The organism is Saccharothrix sp. AJ9571 (assembly GCF_021725495.1).
In the GTDB taxonomy this organism is placed as follows: domain Bacteria; phylum Actinomycetota; class Actinomycetes; order Mycobacteriales; family Pseudonocardiaceae; genus Amycolatopsis; species Amycolatopsis magusensis.
In genome coordinates, this window is record NZ_CP091382.1 from 1,160,848 (window position 1) to 1,187,397 (window position 26,550).

Consider the following 26,550-nt stretch of genomic DNA (forward strand, 5'->3'; position numbering starts at 1 on the left):
CACTGTGGAACTCGGCTGCTTGAACGTAGGATTCAGCCGCGCGAACGCAGGACTCGGCTACGCGAATGTGGGGTTCGGCTACGCGAACGCAGGACTCGACTGCCGGGACGTGCGACTCGGGCGCCCGAGTGTGGAACTCGGCTGCACCAACGTGGAACCCGGGTGTACGAGCGCGAGGCTCGCGTGGCACCAACGTGAGACTGGGCGAGACCCGGGTGCGCGAACGTCGGCTTCGGGCGCCTGAACGTGGGACCCGGGCGCGCGAACGCGGGTTCGGCGGCGCAAGTGCGGGACTCGGCTGCCTGAACGTGGAACTCGGGCGCGTGAACGTGGGACTCGGCTGCCTGAGTGGAACTCGGGCTCGCGAATGTGGGACTCGGCTGCCCGAACGCGGGGTTCGGGTGCGCGAGTGTGGGGGTCGGGGGCGGGTGCAGTGAGTGGGGCATTACTTGCAATCGATGCAAGTAATGCCCCACTCATTGCACGAGGATCAGCTGGCCCGTGGTAGCTGTACCACGGTGTTCGTGTTCCGCTGCACCACATTCCCCGCAGGGGCCCGTACGTGGGCATCGGCCGGTACGTCCTGCAGCACGAGCGACTGCGCCCCGATGAGGGCGTTGTCCCCCACGGTGATCGGTCCCAGCAGGCTCGCGTTCGCGCCCACGGTGACCCCGTTCCCCAGTTGCGGGTGCCGCCGGCCGTCGGCGCGGCCGCGGTCCTGCCACCAGCCGTACGAACCCAGCGTCACCTGGTGGAACAGCGAGACGTCGTCGCCGATGATCGCGGTTTCCCCGATCACCACGCCACAGCCGTGGTCGATGAAGAACCGCCGCCCGATGCGCGCGCCGGGGTGGATCTCGATGCCGCCGGTGAGCACGCGCGTGAGCATGCACACCGCGCGCGCCGACTTGAACCTTTCCTTGCGGTACAACCGGTTGCCGACCCGGTAACCGGCCAGCGCGAGCACCGTCGGGTGCAGCAGCGCCTCGCTGCGCGAGCGGATCGACGGGTCCCGGTCGATGATGACGTCCAGCAGTTCCACGCTCGCGGCCGCCGCCCGGCGCAGCCGCCCGATCAGCCCCGCCATCAGCGGCCCCGCTTCGTGCCGAAGAACTGCTCCCGCCAGATTTCGTGCACCGCCAGCGCCCAGATCGTCAGCGCCGTGGTGTCCTCCGGCTCGGTCGCCTGCCGGGCGAACAGCCGGTCGACCGCGCTCGCGTCGACCTGTCCCGCCGCTTTCAGCCGTGAGCCGGCCAGCAGGTCCCTGGCGTACTCCCACAACGGCCAGCCGGGCGTGAGCATCGCGGTGATCGGCAGGGTGAACGGCTGCTTCGGCCGGTTCAGCACCTCGTCCGGCAGCAGTCCCGCGGCCGCCGCGTAGAGCGTCCGCTTGACGCCCGTGTCGTCGATGCGCTGCCGGTCGGACAACGCCCGCCCGAGCGAGATCACCGAACGCTGGCAGAACGGCAACCGCGCCTCCACCGAACCGGACATGCTCAGGTGGTCCACCCGGCGCAGGTGGTAGGCGGGCAGCCGGTGCCCGAGCTCGAACTCGGTGATCCTGGCCAGCACCGAGCCCTCGCCGGTGGCCAGCTTGGCGGTCGCCTCGGCCGGGATGGCCGGACCCGAGTCGGCCAGGACCGCCCGGTAGTCGTCGGTGTACAGCTCGTGCCGGGCGGCCGCCGGCAGCACGCCGAGCGCGTCGAGGTAATTCTCGTACCAGGGTTTGTCCGTGACGGAGGCCCGCGTCGCCGCGGCCATCCGGGAGTAGCCGCCGAACACCTCGTCGGCCGCGTCACCGGTCAGCGCGACCTTGAACCCGCTGTCCCGCACCGCGTTGAACAACGCGTAGGTGCTCAGCGTGATCGGGTCGGCGTTCGGCTGCCCGAGGTGCCAGACCACATCGGACAGCAGGTCCGGGAAGGTCGCCGGGTCGATCTCCACCTGGTGGTAGTTCGTGCCCGACCGTTCGGACACCTGGCGCGCGAAGCGGCGCTCGTCGGCGGGCCAGTTGCCCGTGTAGGCGATGTTGAACGTGTGCAGTTCGGTCTCGGACTCGGCGGCCAGCGCGGTGACCAGGCTGGAGTCGAGACCGCCGGAGGTGATGGTGGCGACCGGCACGTCCGCGACGAGCAGCTGCCCGACCTCGTACCGCAGGCGCTCCTGCAGATCACGCGCGACAGCCGCGCCGTCCTCCGGCAGCACCTCGGTGACCGCCGGCTGACGGCGGTAGGTGCGCAGCCCGGAGTACTCGGTGCAGATCATGGTGGTCGACTGCGGCATGACCTTCACGCCGTCGAACATGGTCTGCTCGCCGAACGGGGTTTTCGTGGCCAGGTAAGCGTCCAGCCCGGCTTCCCATTCGGACGGAGCCACCTCGCCGAAGCCCAGCAGTGCCGGCAGTTCCGAGGAGAAGTGCAGCGAGCGCGCCGCCGCGTTCCACCGGTAGTACAGCGGTTTCATGCCGATGTGGTCGGTGGCCAGCAGCAGCCGGGGTTCGGCGCCACGCTGGTCGACCACCGCGATCGCGTACATGCCGTCGAGGTGGTCGACGAAGGCGTCCCCGTAGGCGTGGTACAGCGCGGGCAGCACGTTGCCGTCGCAGTGGTCGGCGAACCGGTAGCCCTTCGCGACGAGTTCCGCGCGCAGGCGCACGTGGTTGTAGATCTCCCCGTTGAACACGACCTTGATCGCGTCGAGTTCGTAGGGCTGCGCCCCGCCGTCGAGGTCGACGATCGCCAGGCGGTTGTTCCCGATCCCCCAGCCGCCGGCGCGCGCGGCACCGCGGCCGTCCGGGCCGCCGTGGTGTTGCAGGGCGGCGACCGTGCGCAACTCGTGCGGTGTCGCCTTCGCGTTGAAAAAACCGTAGATTCGGCACATGGGCTTTCGCTCTCCAGCCTCACAAGCGGCACGTCGATCACAAAGATCGCGTAAACCGCTCGATGGAGTGTCGAGCCCGGCTGAAGGCGCTATTCCTCCGGCAGGAAACGCAACACCGTGAGCATGGCCTGCGAATCCACCTTGGCGGGATCGGGTTCTTCGCAGCCGCGCAACTGTTCGCGGATCCGCGCGCCGTCGATTCCGGCGCCGATCAGCACCAGGCGCGTGGCCGGGCGTTCGCCCGATGCCCAGCCGGATCGGCGCAGCCGCAGGAAAGCACCCACGGTGTGCAGCGTGTACTTCTTGTCGTGGCCGGGAAGCCCGAGGTTCACCTCACCCTTGATCCGGTAGATCCCGGCCGGCCGGTTTTCCAGGAATTCCATGAACCGCCTGGGGTGCAGCGGCACCTCGGACTCGAATTCGACGCTGTCGTAGGTCGCGTGCGCGTGCTGTGAGTGGTCCTCTTCGGACAGATCGAGGAAGGACAGCTGCCGCGCGTGTTCCTCGCGCCGCTCGGGGAGTTCGAACAACAGCGACGGATCGATCCGGCCGTGGTCGACCGCGAGCACCGGCACGCCCTGCGCCAGTTCCTCGACGACCTCCCGCACGCCTTCGGCGCTCCGGTCGATCTTGTTGAGCACCACCAGATCCGCCAGGCGCACGTGGTCGGCCAGTTCGGGGTGGCGCTCGCGGACGGCGGTGAACTCGGCGCCGTCGACCACTTCGACCAGCCCGCCGTACTCGATGTGTTCGTGCTCACTCGAAAGCAGCAGCCGGATCAGCCCGCGCGGCTCGGCCAGTCCGCTCGCCTCGATCACGATCACGTCCAGGTCGGCGCCGCTCAGCCGGGCCAGCATGCCGTCCAGGCCGCTGGCGTCCACCGCGCAGCACAGGCAGCCGTTGTTCAGCGACACCATCGAGTCGACCTGCCCGGCCACGGCCATCGCGTCGATGCCGATGCTGCCGAAGTCGTTGACCACCACGCCGATGCGAGCACCGGAACTGTTGTGCAGCAAGTGGTTGAGCAGGGTCGTCTTGCCGGCGCCGAGGAAACCGGCGACCAGCACCACCGGGATCTGCTTCCGCATCGCCTCACCCTACCGACGGCGTTGACAGCCCCCGGCCGGGGCTGCAACCCTGGAGGCGGAGGCCGAGAGGCGCTGCGACGGACCACGGGTCCGCCACGCTCGGCCTTCGCGGGACGAACGCACAAGGGCGCCTCCGAATCCGGAGGTGCCCTTTTTGTTCGCCCGTTGAACTTCTGCCACGGCGAATCGCGGGGTAGCGCCGTTTGCTGGATCAAGCGGCCCGTAGTCATCCGCGGCGCCGGTTCGCTTGGTCCAGCGAACGGCTCCAAAGCGACCTCGCCGCCGTGCCGAAGGCGCGGCCGGATTACTGAGCGCACCGACGCGGTGCGGCGATGAATGCCGCCCGGAAACACCTTGCGGGAGTGACTCCGAATGAACGTGAAACTGCAGAAGGTGAACGGCCTCGAGTTCGCGGTGGCCGATCTGGCGCTGGCCGAATCCGGCCGCCACCAGCTGCGCCTCGCCGAGCACGAAATGCCCGGCCTGATGGCGATCCGCGCCGAGTACGCCGGCTCGAAGCCGCTCAAGGGCGCCCGGATCGCCGGCTCGCTGCACATGACCGTGCAGACCGCCGTGCTGATCGAGACCCTGGTCGACCTCGGCGCCGAGGTGCGCTGGGTGTCCTGCAACATCTTCTCCACCCAGGACGAGGCCGCCGCCGCGGTGGTCGTCGGCCGCGACGGCACGCCGGAGCGGCCCACCGGCACCGCGGTGTTCGCCTGGAAGGGCGAAACCCTGGACGAGTACTGGTGGTGCACCGAGCAGCTGTTCACCTTCCCCGGCGGGCACGCGCCCAACATGCTGCTCGACGACGGTGGCGACGCCACGCTGCTGGTGCACCAGGGGGTGGAGTTCGAGGCCGCGGGCGCGGTCCCGCAGGCCACCGACGAGGACCCGGACGAGTACCGGATCGTCCTGCGCACCCTGCGCGACAGCATCGCCGCCGACCCCCAGCGGTTCACCCGGATCGCCGCCGAGCTCAAGGGCGTCACCGAGGAGACCACCAACGGCGTGAAGCGGCTCTACAAGCTCGCCGAAGAGAACAAGTTGCTCTTCCCGGCGATCAACGTCAACGACTCGGTGACCAAGTCGAAGTTCGACAACAAGTACGGCATCCGGCACTCGCTGGCCGACGGCATCAACCGCGCGACCGACGTGATGCTCGGCGGCAAGCTCGCGGTGATCTGCGGTTACGGCGACGTGGGCAAGGGTGCCGCGGAATCGCTGCGCGGCCAGGGCGCGCGCGTGGTGGTCACCGAGGTCGACCCGATCTGCGCGCTGCAGGCGTCGATGGAGGGCCTGGAGGTGGTGCGCCTGGAGGACGTGATCGAGAAGGGCGACCTCTTCATCACCACCACCGGCAACCTCGACATCATCATGGCCGCCGACATGGCGCGGATGAAGCACAACGCCATCGTCGGCAACGTCGGCCACTTCGACAACGAGATCGACATGGCCGGGCTGGCGAAGGTGCCGGGCATCCGCAAGGTGGAGATCAAGCCGCAGGTGCACGAGTGGGTCTTCCCCGACGGCCACGCGATCATCGTGCTGTCCGAGGGCCGCCTGATGAACCTCGGCAACGCCACCGGGCACCCGAGCTTCGTGATGTCGAACTCGTTCAGCAACCAGGCGATCGCGCAGATCGAGCTGTTCACCAAGCCGGACGAGTACGCCATCGACGTCTACCGGCTGCCCAAGCACCTCGACGAGAAGGTCGCGCGGCTGCACCTGGACGCGCTCGGCGTGCGGCTGACCGAGCTCACCAAGAAGCAGGCCGAGTACATCGGCGTGGAGGTGGCCGGCCCGTACAAGGCCGACCACTACCGCTACTGACCCACCGGGGCGAGGCTCACCGGGACGCCGTTGAACACGGCGTTCCCGGAGAGCACGTCCACCACCCGCTCGTCGGTCAGCGTGTTCGCGTTCACACCGGGATCGGTGGTCGCGACGCGCTGGCCGCGGCCGGTGTGCCCCCAGCCGTGCGGCAGGCTGACCACGCCGGGCATGATCCCGTCGTTCGGCTCGACCGGCACCACCAGTTCGCCGGCCGATGACTTGATCACCGCCTGCTCCCCGAGGCCGAGGCGCTCGGCGTCGGCCGGGTTGATGTGCAGCGTGCACTGGTTGCTGCCGCCGCGCAGGCCGGGCACGTTGTGCAGCCAACTGTTGTTGGACCGCAGTTGCCGCCGCCCGATCAGCAGGAATTCCGGCGCCGGTTCGGCGAGCCGGGACCGCAGGCGCACGAGGTCGCCGGTGATCGGCGGCGGGGTCAGCTCGACTCGGCCGGACGGGGTGCAGATCAGCTCCTTGACCCGCGGCTCCAGCGGGCCGAGGTCGATGCCGTGCGGGTTCTCCCGCAGCTTCCGCAGGGAAAGTCCGTACGGGCCGAGTTGCAGCATCGCGTCCAGCATCAGCTCGGGACCGCTGTCGCCGGTGAGCCCGGCGCGCATCTCCTCGGAACCGCCGGTCAGCTGGCCGACGATCATCTCGTCGAGCACGGCGGCCGGGGTGCTCGCGGGCTGCCCGGACACGATCAGCGTCAGCTTCGCCATGATCTCGGCTTCGGAGAGCTGGTCGTCTTCCAGCGGCAGGATCGCGGGCGAGAACCGCGTGTAGTTCCGCACGGTCACCGTGAGCAGCAGGAAGTCGTAGTGCGGCATCTGCAGCATGCGCGGCGGCGGCAGGATCACGTTGGCGTGCTTGGTGGTCTCGTTGAGGTACGGGTCCACGCAGACCATGAAGTCCAGCTCCGGCAGCACCTTGTCCAGGCGCGGGCCGTTCGGCGCGGAGAGCACCAGGTTGCCCGCGATCGAGATGAGCGCCTTGACCTGGCCCTCCCCCGGCGTCTCGATCTCGTCGGCGAGCGTGGCCACCGGCAGCTCACCGAGCGCTTCGGGCAGCCCACGCACGCGGCTGTGGAAGTTGCCGGTGGTGAACGCCTGGCCGGTGCGGAAGACCTCCAGCGCGGCGGTGCGGGTGAACATCACGCCGCCGGGGCGGTCGAAGTTGCCGGTCAGGATGTTGACCAGGTCGACGAGCCACTGGGTGAGCGTGCCGAACTCCGAGGTGCAGGTGCCGATCCGGGTGTAGACGGCGGCGGTCGGCGCGGCGGCCAGCTCGCGGGCGGTCCGCGCGATGTCGCCGGCGGCGATGCCGCAGATCGGCGACACGGCGGCCGGGGTGAACTCGGCGGTCAGCTCGCGCAGTTCGTCGAGGCCGTTGACGTCCAGGGTGACCGTGTCGAGGTTCTCGGCGAGCAGGGTGTGGACGATGCCGAGCAGGAAGAAGGCGTCGGTGCTGGGCCGGATGAACAGGTGCTCGTCGGCGAACTTCGCGGTGCGCGTGCGGCGCGGGTCGACCACGGTGATCTTGCCGCCGCGACGGCGCAGCGCCTTGAGCCGGCGCGGGAAGTCGGGGGCCGCGCAGAGCGAGCCGTGCGACTCCAGCGGGTTCGCGCCGATCACCAGGAGGTGGTCGGTGCGGTCCACGTCGGGCACCGCGATCGCCATCGGGTCGCCGAAGAGGTACCCGCTGGCCACGTGTTTGGGCATCTGGTCGATGGTGCCCGCCGAGTAGACGTTGCGGCTGCCCAGCGACTGGGTCAACGGCACCCGGTACATGAACCCGGCCATGGTGTGGAAGGTCGGGTTGCCGAAGTAGACCGACAGCGCCTCGCGCCCGTGCCGCTCGACCACCCCGGTCAGGCCGCGCTCCACCTCGGCGAACGCTTCGTCCCAGCTGACCTCGTGCCAGGTCTCACCACGCCGGACCATCGGGTGCCGCAGGCGGTCCGGGTCCTCGTCGAGCTGGCCGAAGCTGGCGCCCTTGGGGCAGACGTACCCCTGCGAGAACGGGTCGTCCGGATCGCCCTTGACCGAGGTGACCCGGTTGTCGTCGTCCAGCGTGAGCCGGAGGCCGCAGACGGCGTCACAGATGGAACAGGTCCGGTGCGCGGTTCTCATCGCCTACTCCCAGGGGTGGTGGTCCTTGCATCATTGCCCGGGGTGCCGGGCCGGGGTTCCTCTCGACTGCGGTGTTGGCCCGGCTGGCGTGATCATGAAGGTTTCCTCATCATCGCTTCATCGGGCATTGGCCGGGCGGGCGGAAGGTGGGGGTATGACGAAGGCGTCGCGCTTGATCGCGCTGATCGCCGCGCTCGCCCTGCCGGTGGGTGCGGCGGTGGCGCTGCTGCTGCTCGCCGATCCGGAGCCGCCGCGGGAACCGGCGACCGTGCGGATCGGCGAGTCGGCCACGTTCACGCCGCCCCCGCCGACGTCCACGGCGCCGCCGCCGAGCAGCGCCGCGCCCTCCGATACCTGGCTGCCCCCGCCACCGCCCGTGGACGATGACGACCTGGACGACAACCTGGACAACAACGACGATGACGACGACTGATCCGCGCCGCATCCCCGCGCGGGTCCGCATCATGGGCTGGTTCGTGCTGGTCATGGCGGCCGGGCTGGCCTCGGTGGTGCTGCTGGTCTCCGAGTTCGAGTACGACGCCATCGACGACCGGGTCAACCGCAGCCTGGACCAGGACTCCGAGGAGTTCCGCACCTTCGCCGCGAACGCGATCACCGCGGACGGGCAGCCGCTGCGCGACCCGGAGCAGATCCTGCGCCTGCACCTGCAGACCCAGTACACCGATCCGGCCGAGGTGCTGATCGGCGCGGTCGGCACGCCCGAGGTGCCGAACCTGATCGGGCAGGGCCGCACCGGCGGCAAGGGCATCGACACGAACGTGGTGCGCCAGATCATCACCACCGAGCAGTCCACCGGCACGGTGGTGACCTCGGCCGGTGAGCTGCGCTGGTCGCGGGTGGAGATGCTGCCGCCGGAGCAGGGCGACCAGCCCGCCGGGTGGTTCATCAGCGGTTTCTTCACCGACGCGGAACGACCGGAGGCGGCGTCGACGGTGCGGTCGCTGATCGGCGTGTGCGCGATCGCGCTGGTGCTCGGGGCCGGGATCTCGTGGTTCGCCGCCGGGCAGATCCTGGCGCCGATCCGGACCGTGCGCCTCGCCGCCGCGCGGCTGACCGAGCACGACCTCACCCACCGCATCCCGGTCGACGGCCGCGACGACATCGCCGCGCTCGCCGAGCAGTTCAACGCCATGCTCGACCGCCTCGACCAGGCGTTCCGCACCAAGCGGGAGTTCCTCGACGACGCCGGGCACGAGCTGCGCACGCCGATCACGATCGTGCGCGGCCACCTGGAGTTGCTCGGCGACGACCCGGCCGAACGCGCCGAGGTGGTCCGGCTGTGCACCGACGAGCTGGACCGGATGGCCCGCATCGTCGACGACCTGCTCCTGCTGGCGAAAGCCGGTCAGCCGGACTTCCTGCGACCGGCGTGGACCTCGGTGCCGGAACTGACCAGCGACCTGGACGCGAAGGTGCGGGCGATCGCGCCGCGGGCGTGGTCGCTGGAGGCGATCGGCGAGGGTGAGGCGTGGGTGGACGGTCAGCGCGTGACGCAGGCGGTGCTGCAGCTGGCGCAGAACGCGGTGCAGCACACCTCGGCCGGGGACGTCATCCGCCTCGGGTCCGCGCTGGCTGGTGGAGTGGTTTCGTTCTGGGTGACCGACAGCGGCGCCGGGGTGCCGCCGGAGGAGGCGTCGAAGATCTTCGAACGTTTCTCGCGGGGCGCTTCGGGTAGTCGTGATCCGCAGGGCGCGGGACTGGGGCTCGCCATCGTGAAAGCCATCGCCGACGCCCACCACGGCCGGGTGCTGGTGCACTCGCCGCCGGGTGAGGGCGCGACTTTCGGCATCGAGTTGCCTGGGGGTTCGCGGTGAGCCGCATCCTGATCGCCGAAGACGAGCTGCGCATCGCTTCCTTCGTGGAGAAGGGCTTGCGTGCCAACGGATTCAGTACCACGGTGGTCGCCGACGGCGACGCCGCGCTGACCAGCGCCGTGTCGGACGACTTCGACCTGGTGGTGCTGGACCTGGGCCTGCCGAAACGCGACGGTTTCGACGTGCTGCGCGCCATGCGGGCCGCCGGGACGCAGACCCCGGTGATCATCCTGACCGCCCGCGGTTCGGTGGGTGACACGGTCGCCGGCCTGGAGGGCGGCGCGGATGACTACATGACGAAGCCTTTCCGGTTCGAGGAGTTGCTGGCGCGCATCCGGCTGCGGTTGAAGCCCGCGGGCGGAGCGCCGGAGTTGACTGTGTTGCGGCACAACGGTTTGTCGCTGGACCTGCGTACCCGGCGCGCCCAGACCCCGGAGTCGACGACCGATTTGACGGCTCGGGAATTCGCATTGCTGGAGTTGTTTCTGCGGCATCCGGGGCAGGTTTTGTCGCGGGAGCAGATTTTGTCGCATGTGTGGGGTTACGACTTTGATCCGGGGTCGAATGTGGTGGATGTCTATGTGCGGACGGTGCGGCGGAAGGTGGGGCAGGAACGGATCGCTACGGTTCGGGGGATGGGGTATCGGTTGGTGTGATTCGTTTGGTGTGATTCGGCTGGTGTGATTCGGCTGGTGTGATTCGGCTGGGGGGCCACCCCGGTTTTTATTGTGACTACGGCGAAGGCCTCGATGTCAAGGCGGGAAGGATGCCTTGACATCGAGGCCTTCGCCGTGTTTTGGGCTTGGGACCGGGGACGGGGAGGGGTGGGTGGCTCGTTGGGTCGCGTTTTTGTGGCCGGGTGGCGGTGGCTTCTATGGTCGTTTTTTGTGGCCGGGTGGCGGTTTGGCGGCTCGCGTGGTCGCGTTTTTGTGGCGGGCGGCGGGGCGACGGGGGGGCGTCGGGGGTGCCGTGAATGTGGCTTTCACGGCGTAATTGGCCGTGAAAGTGGCTTTCACGGCATGGGAGCGGGGGGCGCATGTCACGAATGTGGCTTTCGGGGCGCAATCGGCCCCCAAAGCCACATTCGTGACATCGGGAGAGGGGGCTAGGGCAGTAGGCCGGCGGCGGCTTGTACGCGGTTCCGGCCCCGGTGTTTCGCGGCGTACATGGCGGCATCGGCGGTGGTCAGCAGGTCCTGCACGCTCTGCCCGTTGTCCGGCGCCAGTGCGGCGCCGATCGAGATGGAGACGTGGCCGGTCGGGACCTCCAGGGTGGCCACCCCGCGGCGCAGCCGCTCCCCGACGGCCAGCAGCTCACGCGCGGTGATGTCCGGCAGGGCGACCACGAACTCCTCCCCGCCGAACCGGCCGACCAGATCACCCGATCGGACGCCTTCCGAGATGGACTTCGCCACGGCCTTCAACACCACGTCACCGGCGCCGTGCCCGTGTTCGTCGTTGATGCGCTTGAAGTGGTCCAGGTCGATCATCAGCAGGCCGAACGTGCTCCCGCGGCGGCTGGTGCGTTCCAGCGCGTGCGTGGCGAACTGCGTCCACGCGGTCGCGTTGAACAGCTGCGTCTTGCCATCGGTCTCGGCGGCCTTCCGGAACTGCGCCACCTGCGCCGACCGTCCCAGGACCACCAGCACGGCGGGCACCCCGACCAGCAGCACCGCGGGTGTCTGCAGCACGCACGCCGCCAGCAGGCCCAACCCCATCGCGCCGACTTCGAGGATCTGTTCGCCGAACCCGCCGACCACGTCCCGTACGCGCGCCCGCGGCTCGGACAGCAGCTTCACCGCGCAGATCAGCGCGTAGTTCGCGAACCACCGCACGGCACCGGCGGCCACCACCACCGCGACCGCGGTCGCCGAGGTGGGTACGCCGGGCGCCAGGGCCAGCACCACCACCGCGGCCTGGTTCGCCAGCAGCACCGTGCAGGCCGAATACCACCACCGGTGCGGCTTCATCGTGCCGCGGCGGTGCCACACCCGGAACCACATGTAGCCGTAACCGAGCAGCACCATCGCGCTCGCCAGCGCCGGGGGCAGCACGATCACCCCGGCGAAGTTCCACACGCTCGTGGTGCTCAGGTACGGCCCGGAGCCGGCGGCGATCTCCCGCTTGCGCTCGACCGTCCTCGACAACTCGACGTGCGCGACCAGGCAGGCGCCGAGCAGTCCGAACCGGAGCAGCCCGGCGGTGTCCACCGGCGCCAGCGCAGCGGTGCCCGCGGTGGCGGCCAGCGCCACCACCTCGACAGCGAGGACCCACACCACGACCTGGCGTGGTGCCGCCCAGAGGGCCCACCCGGCGGTCCGGCGGAACGAACCCATATCTTCACCGTAACCAACCGATCACGGTTTGTGTACAGGGCCGCTCATACCCGATGCTGAAACCACCCGGACAGCCGAGTGGCTCCGGGATCCGCCGCGCGAGGGGAGGTGAGCGGCCATGCGCGAGAACAACTGGTGAGCCCAGTCCAGGCCCGGTGCCGTGCACTCAGTACGAGAAGAGGTGACATTCCCCATGCGCAAGCAGGAGAACAACTGGTGACCGAGCAGCGGCCGCCCCCCGTCCGGGACTGTCAGCCAGCAGCCGCGGACGGGGATGCCGACGCCCGGTGCCAGGCCCCGGCCGCCACCACGGCGGCCAGCGTGCCCACGGCGGCGGTGAGCCCGATGGCCGCGGCGGGACCGGTCAGCCCGGCCAGCGCGCCGGTCGCGACGATGCCGAGTCCCTGCGCCACCCGCAGCGCCGCGCCCGCGAGGCCGAACGCCTGCCCCAGCTGCTCTTCCGGGGTTTCCCGGACGAACGCCGCCTGCGTGACCATGTCGTGGGCGGACGCCACCCCGCACAGTGTCCACAACAGCAGGGAAATCCACAGCGTCGGCGCGGCGAAGCAGGGCAGCAGCACCACGCAGCTGACGATCGCGAGTGGACCCAGCAACCGCAGCCGCCAGCGTTCCGGCACCCATCGGGCGAGCACCAGGTTCCCCAGCACGGTCCCCGCCGGGTTCGCCATCAGCAGCCAGCCCGCGCCCGCCGCACCCGCGCCGATCTGCTCGGCGTACGGGATCGCGAGCCCCTCCGGCGCGGTGTAGAACCCCGCCACACAAGCCAGCACCAGCAGCGTCCGCAACTTCGGCCGTCCCGCGATCAGCCGCGCGCCCGCCCGCGCCCGCCGCCACGGGGTCATCCCGGCGCCCGGTCCCATCCGCACCTCGGCCCGCACCCCGACGCCGATCACCACCGCGGACACCAGGAAGGTCGCCACGTCGATCACCAGCACGGCAGGCACCCCGAGCAGCGCGACCAGCCCACCACCCAGCGGCAGCCCGACCAGCAACGCCACCTGGAAAGTCGTGCTCACCACGCTCACGCCCAGATCGTGCAAACCCCGTGGCCGCAACCATTTCACCAGTAGCGAGGCCCGTGCCGCGGAGAACGGCGCGGACAGCAGCTGCACCGCGAACACCGCCGCGCACAACCCCCAGATCGGCAGCCCCGGCACCAGCATGAGCGCGACCAGCCCGGCCCTGGCCAGGTCGGCGGCGATGAGCACCGCGCGCGCCGGGTAGCGATCCGCCAGCCCGGCCAGGAACAGCCCGCCGAGCAGGTCGGCCAGGAAGGTCAGCGACCAGGCGAGCGCGGTCCACGCGGCCGACTGCGTGCGGTCGAAGACCAGTACCGCGAGCGCGACCCTGGCCAGTTGGTCGCCTGCCACCGAGACCACCTGCGAGGCCCACAGCGCGGTGAAGGACGGCACCCGGAACACCGCGGCGTAGGACGCGCGGGCCATGGCCGGTTCACCGCCGTCCGGCCAGGCCGAAAATGTCGTCCGGCGGTACCGGCCCGGTCACCGGCGCCGCGTCGGTGAGCGGTTCCGCCTTGCCGCGCAGCGATTTCAGCTCGTCGTCGGCCAGGCAGCGGGCGGGGAAGGCGGCTGAAGCGGACCGGCGGGCGACCTCGGCGAACGGCAGTTCCACCGCCGAGGCGGCCAGCACCAGGTTCCCGAACCGCCTGCCACGCAGGATCGCCGGTTCGGACAGCAGCAGCGTGTGCTCGAACACCGAGGTCACGGTCGCGATGACCCGCCGGGCAAACCGCAGCCCGGGACCGTCGGAGACGTTGACGAGGTAGGTGCCGGACGGCCGCAGCACCCGCGCGACCTCCCTGGTGCACTCCAGCGTGGCCAGCCTGCTCGGCAGCGACGCGCGCTCGAAGGCGTCCAGGACCACCAGATCGGCTGAATCGTCGCGACGGCTGGCGACACCTTCGCGGCCGTCGGACTCGCGCACCCGCAACCCCGGCACGGACCGGAGGTCCAGGTGCTCACGCACCAGTTCGATCAGCGGACCGTCCGCTTCGAACACCAGCTGCCGCGAACCCGGCCGGGTGGCCGCGATGTAGCGCGGCAGCGTGCACGCCCCGCCGCCGACGTGCAGCACGTCGAGCGCGAGCCCCGGCAGGCAGTCGACCACGTCGCCGATCCGCCGCACGTACTCGAACTCCAGGTGCGACGGCCGGTCAAGATCCACATAGGACTGCGGGACGCCGTCCACGCTGAGCTGCCAGCCGTTGGCGCGTTCGAGGTCGCGGATCAGTTCGGCGGTGCCGAACCGCACCGGGTACCGCCCCGGCACCGGCGCGCCCGCCTGCGTTCGACGCCCCATCACCGCTCACCCCTTCCACCCGATCGGGTACTCAACGTTAACCGCTGCGCAGCCGTCGAGCGGCCTCGTTCTCGTGGGCCAGGCGCCGCAGGGCGCTCAGGATCGCGTCGCCGACCACGGTGCCGATCACCATCCGCTCCACCGCGCCCGCCCGGCCGTCCCCGCGGCGGGTGTAGTCGATGTCGACTTCGGCGATGCGCTCGGAGGCCTCGGCGTAGGCGTCGAGCAGCTCCAGCAGGTCCTCCCCCTGCAGCTCGATCAGCGTCGCCAGCGCCGCGGTCAGCACCTCCAGCTGCGGGGCGCCCGTCTTCACCTGCCACTCACGCCGCTCGATCAGCTCGTACGCGATGCGGCTCGCCTTCTCCTGCGCCTCGCCGTCGCCGGCGGGGAGGTCGGCGCCCAGGTTGCGCTGCACCGTGCCGAGCACCTCGTACATCGACTCGTCGGCGTCGGCCATGGTCTCCAGCACGTCGCGCACGGCGGCGATGGACAGGCCGCCCACGTCGATCAGCGCACGCACCAGCTTCAGCCGCCGCACGTGTTCGTCGCCGTAGCGCGCCTGGTTCGGGCTGGTCAGCTCGCCGGGCGGCAGCAGTCCCTCGCGGAGGTAGTACTTGATCGTCGGCACCGCGACCCCGGTCCGCTTGCTCAGTTCCGCTACGCGCATCCCGCCTCCCGTTCGTCCCGATCAGCCTACGGACACCCCCGCTATCCGTTTTCTCTTGCCTTTCACTCGAGTCGAGTGGATAGTGTCAGTATCCGATAGTAGACAGCGCCACTATCCATAATGGAGGAACGATGGACCTGCGCTCGATGCGCGAGTGGCACCGGCCACTCATGGTCTTCACCGTGGCGATGGCCGTGACGACGGTGCTCACCGCGGCCGGACTGGTGCTCGACGACCGCGTGCTGCTGGGGGCGCCGATCTGGCTCAAGCCGTTCAAGTTCGCCGTGTCGCTCACCGTCTACGCGCTGACCTGGGCCTGGATGCTCACCTTCCAGACCCGCTGGCCGCGCCTGGGCTGGTGGACCGGCACGGTGATCGCGGTGGCGGGCACCCTGGAGATGGTGGCGATCTGCGGTCAGGTCATCCGCGGCGCCCGCAGCCACTTCAACGTGGCCACCGCGTTCGACGCGATGGTGTTCCGGGTGATGGGGACGACCATCTCGGTGCTGCTGATCGCGCACTTCGTGCTCGGCGCGGTGCTGCTGGTGGGCAAGTACGCCGATCGAGCCGCGGCCTCGGCGATCCGCCTGGGCATGCTGCTTTCCGGCATCGGCCTGGCGCTGGGCGTGCTGATGGTCCTGCCGTCGGCGAACCAACTGGCCACCGGCATCACCGACACCGTCGGCGCGCATTCGGTCGGCGTGCCCGACGGCGGGCCGGGCATGCCGGTCACCGGCTGGAGCACCACCGGCGGCGACCTGCGCATCCCGCACTTCGTCGGCATGCACGCCTTGCAGGTGCTGCCGCTGCTGCTGCTCGCGCTGACCGCATCGGCGAGCCGGGTGCCGGTACTGGCCGACGTCGAGGTCCGCAGGCGGCTGATCCGGGTGGCCGCCGGTGCCTACGCCGGCTTGCTCGCCCTGGTCACCTGGCAGGCCCTGCGCGGTCAGCCGCTGACCGAACCGGACGTGCTCACCCTCGGCGCCTTCGCGCTGGTGGTGCTCGCCACCGCCCTCGCCGCCCGCAAAGCCCTTGTCCCCCACCGAGTTCTGGAGCACCAGCGATGATGCCCACCCTGTTCAGCCTGACCTTCGTGCTGGCCGCGCCGTTCTGGGCGCTGATGATCCTGGCGCCCGGGTGGTCGTGGACCCGGCGGATCCTGTCCTCGCCGCTGGTGTTCGCCCCGCCCGCGCTGCTCTACCTGGTGATCGCCGTGCCGCGGCTGGCCGAGGTGCTGCCCGCGGTGGCGCAGCCGTCGCTGACCGGCCTGCAGGAGCTGATGGCCGAGCCGGGCGCGGCGACCCTGGTGTGGGCGCACATCATCGCCTTCGACCTCTTCGTCGGACGGTGGATGTACCTGGAGAACCGGGAGGTCGGCGTGCACCCGCTGCTGATGGCGCCGCTGCTGGTGCTGACCATCCTGCTCGCCCCGATCGGCGCACTGGTCTGGCTGGTCATCCGCTCGGTTGCAGGGCGATCGCGAGCAGATCGCGAGCCGGTCCTCGCGGGGCCCGGCCGGACGGCCAAATAGCCCGCAGGCGCCTGCCCAGGTCCAGGTCGGGCACCCCGAGCCGGACCAGCGTGCCCGCCGCCAACTCGGGAGCGACGGCGTGCGCGCTGAGCACGGCAGGCCCGATCCCGCCGACCGCGGCGGCTTTGATCGCGGTGGTCGACGACACCTCCAGCGCGGGCTCTGCGAGCGCACCACCGACGTGCGCTCGCAGAGCCCGTTCCAACGCTTGGCGCGTGCCCGAACCGGGTTCGCGGCTGACCAGCGGCGTCGCCGCCAGCTCAGCGGCCCGCGGGCGACGGCGGCGCGTGGCCCACGGGTGCGACGGCGCGACCACGAGCACCAGTTCGTCGCGGGCGACTTCCTTGGCCTGCAAGCCTTCCGGGATGTCCGGGCTCTCCACGAAGCCCAGTTCGACCTCTCCCGCGAGCACCTGCGCGGCGACGTCCGCGGAGTTGCCGGAGGTCAGTGCGACCACCGTGCCGGGGTCGACCGCCTTGAGCGCGATCAGCCAGCGCGGCAGCAGGTATTCGGCGACGGTGAGGCTGGCCGCGATCCGCACGTGACTGTCGCGATCGGCCCGCAGCGCGGCGATGCCGGTCTCCAGGTCGGACGCCGCGTCGAGCACCGGCTGAGCCCAGCTCGCGACCAACTGCCCCTCGGTGGTCAGCCGCGCGCCACGAGCGCCGCGGTCGAGCAACGGCGCGCCCGCCTGTGACTCCAGCTGCCGCAGCCGCACGCTCGCGGCCGGCTGCGACATGCCGTGCGCCCGCGCGGCACGGCCGATGCTGCCCAGCTCGGCGACGCTGAGCAGCAGGTCGTAGCTGGTGAGGTCGCTCACGCGCGCGGGCAGGGGCATAACGGCAGTTTATGCATCCATAGCATTTTGGGGACTACTGCCCGGCGCCGTTCACCCGGAGGGTGAGGCGGTGACCAGCACGCTGAACCGCCCCCTGCCGACCTGCGCGCCCGAATTCGGCCCCAACCTCTTCGCCTCGATCATGGGCACCGGCATCGTGGCCACCGCCGCGGCCTCCCTGCCGCTGAGCTTCCCCGGCCTGCGCCCGGCCGCGACCCTGGTCTGGGCCGTGGCCGCGGTACTGCTGGTGGTGGTCTCCGCGATGGCGCTGACCCGGCTGCGGCGGTCGTCGCTGGACGACCCGGTGATGGCGCAGTTCTGGGGCGCGCCGCCGATGGCCCTGTGCACCGTGGGATCCGGGGCCCTGCTGCTCGGCAAGGATTGGATCGGCCTGGACGCCGCGCTCGCCGTCGACTGGACACTGTGGACGGTGGGCACGGTGATGGGTCTGGGCACGGCGATCTGGGTGCCGGTGAAGATGATGACCACGCAGCAGGTGCGGGAGTCGCACACCTTCGCGGGCTGGCTGATGCCGGTGGTGCCGCCGATGGTGTCCGCCTCCGGTGGCGCACTGCTGGTGCCGCACCTGCCCGCCGATTTCCGGCTCACCATGGTGCTGGGCTGCTACGCGATGTTCGGGGTGAGCCTGTTCGCCACGTTGTGCCTGTTGCCGCAGATCTGGCAGCGCCTGGTGCTGGGGCGGTCGGACAACGTGCCGACGGTGTGGATCGTGCTCGGGCCGCTGGGGCAGTCGATCACCGCCGCGAACCTGCTCGCCGGGCCGGCTTCCACGGTGCTGCCCGCCCCCTACGGCCAGGCGGCGGTCGCCTTCGGCCTGCTCTACGGCGTGCCGACGCTGGGTTTCGCGCTGGCGTGGTCGGCCATCGCCGCCTTGCTGACCGGGCGCGCCGCCCGCCGCGGGCTGCCGTTCACGTTGTCCTGGTGGAGCTTCACCTTCCCGGTCGGCACCGTGGTGACCGGGGCGAGCGCACTGTTCGCCCGAGTCCACTCCGGACTCTTCGCGGCGGTCGCCGTCGCGGGGTACGTGGTGCTGGTGGCCGCTTGGCTCACCGTCGCGCCGCGAACACTGCGCCATCGCCGCAGCCTGTGGGGGACTACGAGAGACTTGAGCCGTGGCTGGGCACGCTGAGCTGCGCTAAGCCACCACGTGGCCGGTGGTTTCGTCGACGTGTTCGGGGACCGGGTCGTGCTGGTCGCCGACGGAGAGGGTGCCGGTCGGCTCGAAGAGGAGCACGGATGCACCGTCCACAGAGGACGGCTTGTGGTACACGCCGCGTGGCACGACGAAGGTGTCCCCCTTGCGCAGCACGATCTCGCGTTCTTCGCCGTCACGTAGGCCGATGCGGATTTCCCCGTCCAGCATCAGGAAGAACTCGTCGGTGTTTTCGTGGACGTGCCACACGTGCTCGCCGGCGAACTTGGCCACGCGCACGTCGTAGTCGTTGACGAAGGCGACGATGCGGGGGCTCCACGCCTGGTCGAATCCGGCCAGTACGTCGTCGAGGGAGGTGGGTTGCTTGCTCATGAGTTCAGCATGGGCGCTGGCTTCCGACGCCCGTGAGTGCTAGGAATCGCATATGTCGCGTGAATCCTCGCATCGAGTCGTCGCCATCGTCGACGACGGGTCCAACCCGTTCGAACTGGGTGTGGCCACCGAGTTGTTCGGCCTGCGGCGGCCCGAGTTGGACCGGCCTTGGTACGAGTTCGCGCTGTGCGCGGCCGAACCGTCGGTCCGCATGCACGAGGGGTTCTTCACGCTGTCGGGCGTGCGCGGGCTCGAAGCCGTGGACGAGGCGGACACGGTGATCGTGCCGAACCGCCCGGATCCGGAATCCGCACCCGACCCGCGGGTGCTCGACGCGATCCGGCGTGCCGAGCGCCGGGGTGCGCGCCTGATGAGCTTCTGCACCGGCACGTTCACCCTCGCCGCGGCAGGCGTGCTCGACGGACGACGTGCCGTGACGCACTGGCGGTGGGCCTCGGTGTTCACCTCGCGCTACCCCGAAGTGGACCTGGTGCCGGACGTGCTCTTCGTGCACGACGGCAACGTGCTCACGGCCGCCGGGAGCGCCGCCGCGCTCGACCTGGGGTTGTACGTCATCCGACTGGACCACGGCGCCGAGGTCGCGAACGCGGTCAGCCGCCGCCTAGTGTTCGCCGCACACCGCGACGGCGGGCAACGGCAGTTCATCGAACGCCCGGTGCCGGAGGTCCCCGACGCGTCGCTCGCGCCGGTGCTCGCCTGGGCGCAGGAACGGCTGGACCAGCCGCTGACCATCGGCGACCTGGCCACCTTCGCCGCAGTCAGCCCGGCGACGCTGCACCGGTGGTTCCGCGCGGAACTCGGCACCACCCCGCTGGCCTGGCTGACCGCCGAACGCGTGTCGCTCGCCTGCCGCCTCATCGAACGCGGTGAGCAACGACTGGAACTGGTCGCCCGCGCAAGCGGCCTCGGCACGGCGTCGAACCTGCGCACCCAGATCCGCCGGCGAACCGGCCTGACCCCCACGGCCTACCGACGCCGGTTCAGCACCCTCTCCGTCTGACCGCCACGCACCTGCCGACGCTTCCAGCGCACCCGACTGCGGACCTCAACCCCGCGCGAACGGGGAACTCGGCTGCGTGGGTGTGGAACTCGGGTGTCTGAACGTCGATCTCGGCTGCCTGAGTGTCGAACTCGGCTGCCCGAACGTCGAACTCGGCTGCCCGAGTGTGGAACTCGGGTGCCCGAGTGTGGAACTCGGGTGCCTGAACGTCGAACTCGCGTACCTGAACGTGGAGCTCGGCTGCCTGAGTGTGGAAGTCGGCTGCCTGAAGGTGGAACTGGGCGCGTGAGGGGGCTCAGGTGCCTGCACGTGGAACTCGGATGTGGAAGTCGGCTGCTCGCACGTGGAACTCGGGGCCTGAGCGTAGGACTCGGCTGCCCCCACCGTGCGGCGAGGCCCCCATGTATAACTCGCCTACCTCAACGTAGAACTCGGCTGCCTGAGCGTGGAGCTCGGCTGCCCGAACGTCGAACTCGCATACCTGAACGTGGAGCTCGGCTGCCCATGCAGGGCTCGCGTACCTGAACGTGGAGTTCGGGTGTCTGAACGTGGAACTCGATCGCAGGAACGTGGAACTCGGCCTCGCGAATGCGGAACTCGGCTCCCGAACGTGGGGTTCGGATGCAGGAGCGTGGAGGTCGGGTGCCTGAACGTGGGACTCGGCTGCCCGAACGCGGCACTCGGGCGTCTGAACGTGGGACTCGGGCGTTTCAACGTGGGGTTCGGGGGGCTGAACGTGGGGTGGAGGGGTCAGGGTTGGCCGTGGGTGCGGAGTTTGTCGTGGACGCGTTCCAGTTCGATCTTGGGGAGGACGGCGGGGGCGCCGGCGGAGCGGGCGAGGAGCCAGACTTGGCAGCACCACTCCAGTTGCTGCGCCCGGTGGTAGGCGGCGGACAGGCTGGAGCCGTAGGTGATGGTGCCGTGGTTGGCCAGCAGGCAGCCGCGGCGACCCTCGATGGCGGCGAGCATGGTCTGCGCGAGGGCGTCGGTGCCGTAGGTGGCGTAGTCGGCCACGCGGACGGAGGGACCGATGTCGGCCAGCATGTAGTGGATCGGCGGCACCTCGTCGACCAGCGTGGACACGGCGGTCGCGTGGATCGGGTGGGTGTGCACGACGGCGGTGATCGGGGCGTCGTCCGGGTCCGCGGCTCGGCGGTAGAGGCCCAGGTGCATCGGCAGTTCGCTGGTCGGCCGCAACTCGCCGTCGACGGGGGAACCGTCGAGCGCGACGACCGGCACGTCCTCCGGCCGCAGGTTCGCGTAGTCCACCCCGGTCGGCGTGACGGCGACGTGCTCGCCCACCCGCACCGAGATGTTCCCCGACGTCCCGACCACGAGCCCGTCCGCGGTCATCCGCCGCGCGTATTCGCAGATCTGGGCGCGCTCGCCGGCGAGCAGCATCTACCGCCTCCACAGGGCTCGGGCCGACCGCCGGAATTTCGGTGTGTGAAGCGAATTATCCGGGTCGGCCCGCCGCTGTTCAAGGGGCTCGACCTAAAGCGCGGCCAGCCGGCGGTAGGAGTCCAGCAGCTGTTCGCGGTCGAAACCGCTGGTGGTGATCAGGAATTCGTCCGCCGCGGTGAGGTGGGCGAGCTTTTCGAGTGCCTGCGCCACTTCGTCGGCGGTGCCGTAGATCTGGCCGCGCAGGGAGTCCTCGAAGTATTCGCGTTGCCGGTCGGTCATTTCCAGCTCACGCACTTCCGCGGGCGGGAGCAGCGGCGGGAACTCGCCGCGGGTGCGCGAGTAGGCGCTCGACCACGCTTCCGAAGCCAGCAGATCCCGCGCCTGCTCGGTGGTTTCCGCGACCGCGACCGCCCGGCTGACCACCACGTAGGGCGCCGCACCCCAGGCACTCGGGCGGAAGCGCGAGCGGTAGCGGGCGATGGTCTCCGCCATCCGGTCGTCGCCGCCGATCGCGGCGATCACCAGTGGCAGGCCGAAAGCCGCGGCGTTATCGGCGCCGGCGCCGGTCGCCAGCACGAATGGCGCAACCCGTAGGCCTTCGGCAGGACGGGCGTGCACGGAGGGGTGCGCCTCCTGGTCACCGGTGAAGTAGCCGAGCAGCTCCCCCAGCTGTTCGGGGAAGCGCTCGGCGTCGGCCTTGTCGTGGCCGAGTGCGCGGCGGACGCCACCGGTGAAACCCACCGAACGGCCGAGTCCCATGTCGATCCGGCCGGGGCTCAGCGCCTCCAGCACGCCGAACTGCTCGGCGACGACCAGCGGCTGGTGGTTGGGCAGCATCACGCCGCCGGTGCCGACGCGGATGCGTGAGGTGGCGGCCGCGACCGCGGCGGCGAGGACGGTCGGTGCCGAACCCGCGATGCCCGGCACCGAATGGTGCTCGGACACCCAGAACCGGTGGTACCCCAGCCGTTCCAGCTCGACCGCGAACCGCACGGTGTCGCGCAGGGCCGCCGCGTGCGTCGAGCCACGCGGCGTCGGCGAGCGGTCGAGCACCGAAAAGCGGTCCGGAATGGTCACACCCGGTTCAACGCTAGTCAGTACCGGACATTCCCGTTGACCAGCGGTATTCGCCTGCTTACCGTCCGAAATGCTCCCCTTCCCCCTTCCGGAGGTCTCAATGGCGAGATCACTGCCGGGTGCCGTCGTGTCCGCGGCCGCCCTGCTCGTCCTCATTCCCGTCCCGGCGCAAGCCGAACCGACCGAACAACAAGCCGCGCCGGCGGCCGTCATCTGCAACCAGCACTGCGAACCCCGCGATCCCGCGCTCGCGCCCCAACCCCGGCAGTCGGTGACCGCGGACCTCGCGGGCCGCCGGTACACCCTGTACTTCGACGACTCCACCGCGATGGGCTGGGCCGCGGTGTCCGGTGGTGCGGCGGGCGACGAGGTGTGGCTCGACCGCTCCTTCGACGGCGGCACCACCTGGGCCTCGGGCAGCAGGCTCGGCGCCACGAAGACCCCCGCCGGGGCCACCGGCTGGCGCACGCTGATGTACAACGTCGACGACTGGGCCAACCGGGGTGTCGGCGCGCTGCGTGCCTGCGGCAAACCGGCCGGGCAGACCGGCGTCACCTGCACCGCCTGGGCGCGGACCACCTGGAACGCCTGGGATCGGCGGACCGCGGCGGCCACCGCGCTCATGCAGTTCTACGACAACGGCACCGGCCTCTTCCGCACCACCGGCTGGTGGAACGCGGCGAACGCGCTCAACGGCATCATCGACGGCATCCGGGTTTCCGGGATGACCAGCTACCAGTACGCCATCGCCAACACCTACGACCGCAACCGTTCGGCCCACGACGGTGAGTTCCGCAACGAGTACCTCGACGACACCGGCTGGTGGGGGCTCGCCTGGGTGGCGGCCTACGACCTGACCGGCGACAGCCGTTACCTGACCACCGCGCGGATCGACGCCGAGCACATGGCCGCGTACTGGGACGGTGTGTGCGGCGGCGGGGTGTGGTGGCGGACCGACCGGCCGGTGAAGAACGCCATCACCAACTCCCTCTACATCCAGCTCAACGCCGCCCTGCACAACCGGATCCCGGGTGACACGGTGTTCCGGCAGCGCGCGAGCGCGGGCTGGGCCTGGTTCAGCGCCAGCGGCATGATCAACTCGTCGAACCTGGTCAACGACGGGCTGACCAGTACGTGCGTCAACGACGGCAAGCCCGTGTGGTCCTACAACCAGGGCGTGCTGGTGGCCGGGCTGACCGAACTGAACCGCGCCACGGGGGACCCCGCGCTGCTGACCAGGGCCCGCCAACTGGCCAACGCCTCCACCACCGACGGCACGCTGAACCCCGGCGGCGTCCTGCGCGACCCGTGCGAACCGGCGAGCTGCGCCGCCGACGGGCCGAGCTTCAAGGGCGCCTACACCCGCGGGCTCGGCAAGCTCAACAACGCGCTGCCGGACCGTCCTTACACGACATACCTGCGGCGGCAGGCCGATTCGGCGCACGCGCACAACCGGACCGCGCTGAACACCTACGGGCTGCGGTGGGCCGGACCGTTCGACGTGGCCGACGCGGCCCGGCAGCACAGCGTGGTGGACCTGCTCAACGCCACGCCGTAGCGGCTCAAATTGCGCGCCCAGTACCCGGCGCGTAGCCTCGCAGGAAACCGGCCTATCAGGTGATTTCCTTACCAGCTAGACAAAACAACGGTTCTTCCCTGCCGAGGTGGTGTTGTGCGGGAATACGAGGGGGCGTACCGCGACGCCCTGCCCGCCGATCCGGCGGCACTGGCTCCGGCCAGGCACGCGCTGCGTGCCTGGCTCACCGGCGGCGGACTGTCCGAGGACGACGTCCAGGACGTGCTGATCGCCGCCGGTGAAGCCTGCGCCAACGCCATCGAACACGGTTACCGCGGCTCCGGCGAGGACAGCGAGGGCAAGGTGCTGGTGCACGCGGTCTTCGAGGCGGGAAGGCTGGAGATCACCATCAGCGACCGCGGCACCTGGCGGCCCCCGCCCGCGGATCGCGGCAGCCGCGGGCACGGCAGGCTGATCATGGAACAGCTGATGGACAAGGTCACCATCGAAGGCACCGGGGCAGGCACCACGGTGCGGCTGGTCAAGGACCTGCCGACCGGCTGATCAGCCGGTTTCGGCCGACATCTCGGTGACGAACCGCTGCGCGATGGTGTGCAGTTTGACGTTCTCGCTCTGCGAGCGCTCCACCAGCACCTGGAAGGCAGCGTCGGCGCTGAGCCCCCGCGCCGCCATCAGGATGCCCTTGGCCTGCTCGATCACCGCGCGGGACTCCATCGCCCGGCGCAACTGGGTGACGTGCTCGCGGGCGTGGAGGTAGCGGCGTGTGCCGCGCACCGTGGTCTCCACCATGACGGTGTAGAGCTCCAGGTACTTCTCGTCGAGTTCGCGGAAGCCGTGCTTGCCGAAGCCGAAGAGGTTGATGGCGCCGACGAGGTCCGAATCCACGGTCAGCGGCGAGGCCAGGTAGCTGGCCACGCCCAGCTTGCCGGCCACCTCGGAGAACTCCGGCCACAGGCGCACGGCCGTTTCGACCTCGACCCGGACCACCTTGCCGGTCTTGATCGCCCGCAGGCAGGGGCCGTCGTCCTGCTCGTACTGCTTGCCGTCGATCTCGGTGGCGCGCTCGTCGGTGGCGGCGGCGGTCTGGTAGCCGTCACCCGAACGAAGGGTGATGCTGGCGACATCGGCTCCGGGCACCACCCGGATCACCTGCTCGCACACGGCCTGCAGGACCGGGCCCATCTCGTTGGCTTCGCCGAGTGCGGTAGCCAAGTCCTCCAGTGCCCCGGTGACCTCGTCGAGGTGTCTCAAGGACTGCTCCACAGTGTCCATCTCAACCCGTCCCAGCATGCGAACCGGGAGTCGCCCGCGCGCGAACCCCGGACATCCATCCGAACCTCGGCCGCTGCGTCTCAACGGAACCGAAGTGATACTAGCCGAGATCGCGGCGACCACGTCGACGCTGCCGGTGCCGCTGCACCCCTAGGGTGGCGATCACACCGGTGAGCACGCCGGCGGCGGCGGGCAGCGCCGAAGCGGTGCGCCGGGGTGGCAGCACCGGCCGGATCACCACCGGTTCGGGCGGGCGCACGGTGACCGGGGCGTCGCGGGCGGTGGCCGTCCACGCGGTGAGGAAGACCAGCATCCGCGAGACCAGCGAGATGAACACCAGTACACCGATGATCGAGCCGAAGGCGGCACCGGTCGGCGAACTGCTGACCAACCGCAGGTAGATGCCACCGGCGTGCTTGAGCACCTCGAATCCGATCGCCGCGGCGATCGCCCCGCGCACGGCGCTGCGCGTGCCCACCGACTGCCGCGGCAGCTTCACCAGCACCCAGAGGAACACCAGCGCGTCGGCGACCAGCGCCAGCACCACCGTGCCGACGCCCAGCAGCCCCGGCCCCCATCCGGTGTGGTCCAGGCCGGTCAGCCGCAGGGACCAGTCGCCGAAGGCGCCGCCGATGACGGTCAGCGCGAACGACACGATCATCGCCGCGACCAGGCTCAGCAGCGCCAGGAAGTCCTTGACGATCATCAGGAAGAACGGCGGGTCGGTGCGGTCCTGGTCCCACATCGCGGTGAGCGCGTCACGCAGCGAGTTGATCCAGTTCCAGCCGGAGTACAGCCCGATCAGCAGGCCGAACACGCCGACCGAGGTGCGCTGCTCGATCAGCTTGCCGAGCAGTTCACCGACGCCCTCCCCGAGCGGGCCGGGCACGACGCGAAGGATGCCGTCGGACAGTTCCTGCAGCAGTTGCGGCTGCCCGGCCAGCACGTACCCGGCCACCGAGAACGCCACCATCAGCATGGGCACCACGGACAGCACGCTGAAATACGTGATCGAGGCGACGTAGTGGTAGCCGTGGTAACCGATGTACCGGTCGACCGCACGGAAGATGTGGTCGATCCACCGATGACGGGCCCGGAGTCGCGCGGGGAGAGTGTGCACGGACCATTACTAACCGCTGCACGCGCCCGGCGCGCGCAGGACCCGCCCGGATGAGGGAGATCGGTACGGCGGCTCGACGCCCGTACCGGCCTCCGGC

The 26,550-nt window shown here is 70.2% G+C and carries 25 protein-coding genes; 11 read left to right on the plus strand and 14 right to left on the minus strand.

Annotation, left to right across the window (positions count from 1 at the left end):
- Nucleotides 1–490: 490 nt before the first annotated feature.
- The 3 genes from epsC to L3Q67_RS04505 form a co-directional block, all read right to left on the minus strand.
- Entirely contained in the window at nt 491–1,087 is a 597-nt protein-coding gene (gene epsC / locus L3Q67_RS04495; protein WP_499188329.1) for a serine O-acetyltransferase, read from the minus strand.
- Entirely contained in the window at nt 1,087–2,880 is a 1,794-nt protein-coding gene (asnB, locus tag L3Q67_RS04500) for an asparagine synthetase B family protein (protein WP_499188330.1), read from the minus strand. Before asnB ends, epsC begins: the two co-directional genes overlap by 1 nt.
- An 89-nt stretch (nt 2,881–2,969) precedes the next feature.
- On the minus strand, nt 2,970–3,968 hold the full coding sequence (locus L3Q67_RS04505; protein WP_499188331.1) for a CobW family GTP-binding protein: 999 nt from the start codon (nt 3,966–3,968) through the stop codon (nt 2,970–2,972).
- A 372-nt stretch (nt 3,969–4,340) separates the two neighbouring features.
- On the opposite strand from L3Q67_RS04505, the gene ahcY reads away from it, so the two are divergent.
- Nucleotides 4,341–5,801 carry an adenosylhomocysteinase gene (gene ahcY / locus L3Q67_RS04510; RefSeq protein ID WP_499188332.1) on the plus strand — a complete coding sequence of 487 codons (1,461 nt, stop codon included), beginning with the start codon at nt 4,341–4,343 and terminating at the stop codon, nt 5,799–5,801.
- Here the strand turns inward: ahcY and L3Q67_RS04515 are convergent.
- Nucleotides 5,795–7,930 carry a molybdopterin oxidoreductase family protein gene (locus L3Q67_RS04515; RefSeq protein WP_499188333.1) on the minus strand — a complete coding sequence of 712 codons (2,136 nt, stop codon included), beginning with the start codon at nt 7,928–7,930 and terminating at the stop codon, nt 5,795–5,797. The two genes, ahcY and L3Q67_RS04515, sit on opposite strands and share 7 nt — an antisense overlap.
- A gap of 154 nt (nt 7,931–8,084) precedes the next feature.
- On the opposite strand from L3Q67_RS04515, the gene L3Q67_RS04520 reads away from it, so the two are divergent.
- The 3 genes from L3Q67_RS04520 to L3Q67_RS04530 are packed head-to-tail and all read left to right on the plus strand — an operon-like array spanning nt 8,085 to nt 10,421.
- Nucleotides 8,085–8,363 (plus strand): hypothetical protein, encoded by a 279-nt coding sequence (locus tag L3Q67_RS04520; protein ID WP_282772783.1) that lies wholly within the window; start codon nt 8,085–8,087, stop codon nt 8,361–8,363.
- On the plus strand, nt 8,350–9,765 hold the full coding sequence (locus L3Q67_RS04525; RefSeq protein WP_499188334.1) for a sensor histidine kinase: 1,416 nt from the start codon (nt 8,350–8,352) through the stop codon (nt 9,763–9,765). Before L3Q67_RS04520 ends, L3Q67_RS04525 begins: the two co-directional genes overlap by 14 nt.
- A complete protein-coding gene (locus L3Q67_RS04530) occupies nt 9,762–10,421 on the plus strand; it encodes a response regulator transcription factor (protein WP_499188335.1) in 660 nt (219 codons plus the stop codon). The genes L3Q67_RS04525 and L3Q67_RS04530 overlap by 4 nt, the downstream gene beginning before the upstream one ends.
- 449 nt (nt 10,422–10,870) lie before the next feature.
- Here L3Q67_RS04530 and L3Q67_RS04535 read toward each other — a convergent pair whose 3' ends face one another.
- The 4 genes from L3Q67_RS04535 to L3Q67_RS04550 all read right to left on the minus strand — a co-directional run bounded on the left by L3Q67_RS04535 (nt 10,871) and on the right by L3Q67_RS04550 (nt 15,107).
- A complete protein-coding gene (locus L3Q67_RS04535) occupies nt 10,871–12,100 on the minus strand; it encodes a GGDEF domain-containing protein (protein ID WP_499188336.1) in 1,230 nt (409 codons plus the stop codon).
- A gap of 251 nt (nt 12,101–12,351) precedes the next feature.
- The gene (locus tag L3Q67_RS04540) at nt 12,352–13,566 is read right to left on the minus strand and encodes an MFS transporter (protein WP_499188337.1); all 1,215 of its coding nucleotides are present in this window, start codon (nt 13,564–13,566) and stop codon (nt 12,352–12,354) included.
- 7 nt (nt 13,567–13,573) lie between these two features.
- Nucleotides 13,574–14,440 carry a spermidine synthase gene (locus tag L3Q67_RS04545; protein WP_499188338.1) on the minus strand — a complete coding sequence of 289 codons (867 nt, stop codon included), beginning with the start codon at nt 14,438–14,440 and terminating at the stop codon, nt 13,574–13,576.
- A gap of 37 nt (nt 14,441–14,477) precedes the next feature.
- A complete protein-coding gene (locus L3Q67_RS04550) occupies nt 14,478–15,107 on the minus strand; it encodes a MerR family transcriptional regulator (RefSeq protein WP_499188339.1) in 630 nt (209 codons plus the stop codon).
- 131 nt (nt 15,108–15,238) lie between these two features.
- Between L3Q67_RS04550 and L3Q67_RS04555 the strand changes: the two genes are divergently transcribed.
- Together L3Q67_RS04555 and L3Q67_RS04560 are read left to right on the plus strand one after the other, a co-directional pair.
- The gene (locus L3Q67_RS04555) at nt 15,239–16,174 is read left to right on the plus strand and encodes a hypothetical protein (RefSeq protein ID WP_499188340.1); all 936 of its coding nucleotides are present in this window, start codon (nt 15,239–15,241) and stop codon (nt 16,172–16,174) included.
- Nucleotides 16,171–16,638 carry an ABA4-like family protein gene (locus tag L3Q67_RS04560; protein WP_499188341.1) on the plus strand — a complete coding sequence of 156 codons (468 nt, stop codon included), beginning with the start codon at nt 16,171–16,173 and terminating at the stop codon, nt 16,636–16,638. Before L3Q67_RS04555 ends, L3Q67_RS04560 begins: the two co-directional genes overlap by 4 nt.
- Here L3Q67_RS04560 and L3Q67_RS04565 read toward each other — a convergent pair.
- Nucleotides 16,562–17,476: a LysR family transcriptional regulator gene (locus L3Q67_RS04565; protein WP_499188342.1), complete on the minus strand. Its 915-nt coding sequence runs from the start codon at nt 17,474–17,476 to the stop codon at nt 16,562–16,564. The genes L3Q67_RS04560 and L3Q67_RS04565 overlap by 77 nt on opposite strands.
- Before the next feature lie 70 nt (nt 17,477–17,546).
- On the opposite strand from L3Q67_RS04565, the gene L3Q67_RS04570 reads away from it, so the two are divergent.
- Nucleotides 17,547–18,626: a TDT family transporter gene (locus tag L3Q67_RS04570; protein ID WP_499188343.1), complete on the plus strand. Its 1,080-nt coding sequence runs from the start codon at nt 17,547–17,549 to the stop codon at nt 18,624–18,626.
- Between the two features lie 6 nt (nt 18,627–18,632).
- Here L3Q67_RS04570 and L3Q67_RS04575 read toward each other — a convergent pair whose 3' ends face one another.
- Nucleotides 18,633–19,022: a cupin domain-containing protein gene (locus tag L3Q67_RS04575; RefSeq protein ID WP_499188344.1), complete on the minus strand. Its 390-nt coding sequence runs from the start codon at nt 19,020–19,022 to the stop codon at nt 18,633–18,635.
- 52 nt (nt 19,023–19,074) lie between these two features.
- Between L3Q67_RS04575 and L3Q67_RS04580 the strand changes: the two genes are divergently transcribed.
- Nucleotides 19,075–20,043: a helix-turn-helix domain-containing protein gene (locus L3Q67_RS04580; protein WP_499188345.1), complete on the plus strand. Its 969-nt coding sequence runs from the start codon at nt 19,075–19,077 to the stop codon at nt 20,041–20,043.
- 82 nt (nt 20,044–20,125) lie between these two features.
- Nucleotides 20,126–20,332, plus strand: coding sequence for a hypothetical protein (locus L3Q67_RS04585; RefSeq protein WP_499188346.1), 207 nt, complete (start codon nt 20,126–20,128; stop codon nt 20,330–20,332).
- Nucleotides 20,333–20,793: 461 nt separating this feature from the next.
- Here the strand turns inward: L3Q67_RS04585 and L3Q67_RS04590 are convergent, their stop codons facing one another.
- Together L3Q67_RS04590 and L3Q67_RS04595 are read right to left on the minus strand one after the other, a co-directional pair.
- Complete coding sequence (locus tag L3Q67_RS04590) at nt 20,794–21,444, minus strand: class II aldolase/adducin family protein (protein WP_499188347.1); 651 nt, start codon at nt 21,442–21,444, stop codon at nt 20,794–20,796.
- 93 nt (nt 21,445–21,537) lie between these two features.
- Entirely contained in the window at nt 21,538–22,524 is a 987-nt protein-coding gene (locus tag L3Q67_RS04595) for an LLM class oxidoreductase (protein ID WP_499188348.1), read from the minus strand.
- Nucleotides 22,525–22,624: 100 nt separating this feature from the next.
- Between L3Q67_RS04595 and L3Q67_RS04600 the strand changes: the two genes are divergently transcribed.
- A complete protein-coding gene (locus L3Q67_RS04600; RefSeq protein WP_499188349.1) occupies nt 22,625–24,082 on the plus strand; it encodes a glycoside hydrolase family 76 protein in 1,458 nt (485 codons plus the stop codon).
- A gap of 114 nt (nt 24,083–24,196) precedes the next feature.
- Nucleotides 24,197–24,604 (plus strand): ATP-binding protein, encoded by a 408-nt coding sequence (locus L3Q67_RS04605; protein ID WP_499188350.1) that lies wholly within the window; start codon nt 24,197–24,199, stop codon nt 24,602–24,604.
- On the opposite strand, the gene L3Q67_RS04610 is transcribed toward L3Q67_RS04605, so the two are convergent.
- Both L3Q67_RS04610 and L3Q67_RS04615 read right to left on the minus strand, forming a co-directional pair.
- Nucleotides 24,605–25,333 (minus strand): GAF and ANTAR domain-containing protein, encoded by a 729-nt coding sequence (locus L3Q67_RS04610; RefSeq protein ID WP_499188351.1) that lies wholly within the window; start codon nt 25,331–25,333, stop codon nt 24,605–24,607. It abuts the gene before it with no gap.
- 100 nt (nt 25,334–25,433) lie between these two features.
- A complete protein-coding gene (locus L3Q67_RS04615; RefSeq protein ID WP_499188352.1) occupies nt 25,434–26,453 on the minus strand; it encodes a YihY/virulence factor BrkB family protein in 1,020 nt (339 codons plus the stop codon).
- Nucleotides 26,454–26,550 lie beyond the last annotated feature (97 nt).

Excerpts from the sequence above, each read along its gene's own strand:
- epsC (WP_499188329.1), bottom strand. The coding sequence starts at position 1,087 with ATGGCGGGGCTGATCGGGCGGCTGCGCCGGGCGGCGGCCGCGAGCGTG.
- asnB (WP_499188330.1), bottom strand. The coding sequence starts at position 2,880 with ATGTGCCGAATCTACGGTTTTTTCAACGCGAAGGCGACACCGCACGAG.
- L3Q67_RS04505 (WP_499188331.1), bottom strand. The coding sequence starts at position 3,968 with ATGCGGAAGCAGATCCCGGTGGTGCTGGTCGCCGGTTTCCTCGGCGCC.
- ahcY (WP_499188332.1), top strand. The coding sequence starts at position 4,341 with ATGAACGTGAAACTGCAGAAGGTGAACGGCCTCGAGTTCGCGGTGGCC.
- L3Q67_RS04515 (WP_499188333.1), bottom strand. The coding sequence starts at position 7,930 with ATGAGAACCGCGCACCGGACCTGTTCCATCTGTGACGCCGTCTGCGGC.
- L3Q67_RS04520 (WP_282772783.1), top strand. The coding sequence starts at position 8,085 with ATGACGAAGGCGTCGCGCTTGATCGCGCTGATCGCCGCGCTCGCCCTG.
- L3Q67_RS04525 (WP_499188334.1), top strand. The coding sequence starts at position 8,350 with ATGACGACGACTGATCCGCGCCGCATCCCCGCGCGGGTCCGCATCATG.
- L3Q67_RS04535 (WP_499188336.1), bottom strand. The coding sequence starts at position 12,100 with ATGGGTTCGTTCCGCCGGACCGCCGGGTGGGCCCTCTGGGCGGCACCA.
- L3Q67_RS04540 (WP_499188337.1), bottom strand. The coding sequence starts at position 13,566 with ATGGCCCGCGCGTCCTACGCCGCGGTGTTCCGGGTGCCGTCCTTCACC.
- L3Q67_RS04545 (WP_499188338.1), bottom strand. The coding sequence starts at position 14,440 with ATGGGGCGTCGAACGCAGGCGGGCGCGCCGGTGCCGGGGCGGTACCCG.
- L3Q67_RS04550 (WP_499188339.1), bottom strand. The coding sequence starts at position 15,107 with ATGCGCGTAGCGGAACTGAGCAAGCGGACCGGGGTCGCGGTGCCGACG.
- L3Q67_RS04555 (WP_499188340.1), top strand. The coding sequence starts at position 15,239 with ATGGACCTGCGCTCGATGCGCGAGTGGCACCGGCCACTCATGGTCTTC.
- L3Q67_RS04560 (WP_499188341.1), top strand. The coding sequence starts at position 16,171 with ATGATGCCCACCCTGTTCAGCCTGACCTTCGTGCTGGCCGCGCCGTTC.
- L3Q67_RS04565 (WP_499188342.1), bottom strand. The coding sequence starts at position 17,476 with ATGCCCCTGCCCGCGCGCGTGAGCGACCTCACCAGCTACGACCTGCTG.
- L3Q67_RS04575 (WP_499188344.1), bottom strand. The coding sequence starts at position 19,022 with ATGAGCAAGCAACCCACCTCCCTCGACGACGTACTGGCCGGATTCGAC.
- L3Q67_RS04580 (WP_499188345.1), top strand. The coding sequence starts at position 19,075 with ATGTCGCGTGAATCCTCGCATCGAGTCGTCGCCATCGTCGACGACGGG.
- L3Q67_RS04590 (WP_499188347.1), bottom strand. The coding sequence starts at position 21,444 with ATGCTGCTCGCCGGCGAGCGCGCCCAGATCTGCGAATACGCGCGGCGG.
- L3Q67_RS04600 (WP_499188349.1), top strand. The coding sequence starts at position 22,625 with ATGGCGAGATCACTGCCGGGTGCCGTCGTGTCCGCGGCCGCCCTGCTC.
- L3Q67_RS04610 (WP_499188351.1), bottom strand. The coding sequence starts at position 25,333 with ATGGACACTGTGGAGCAGTCCTTGAGACACCTCGACGAGGTCACCGGG.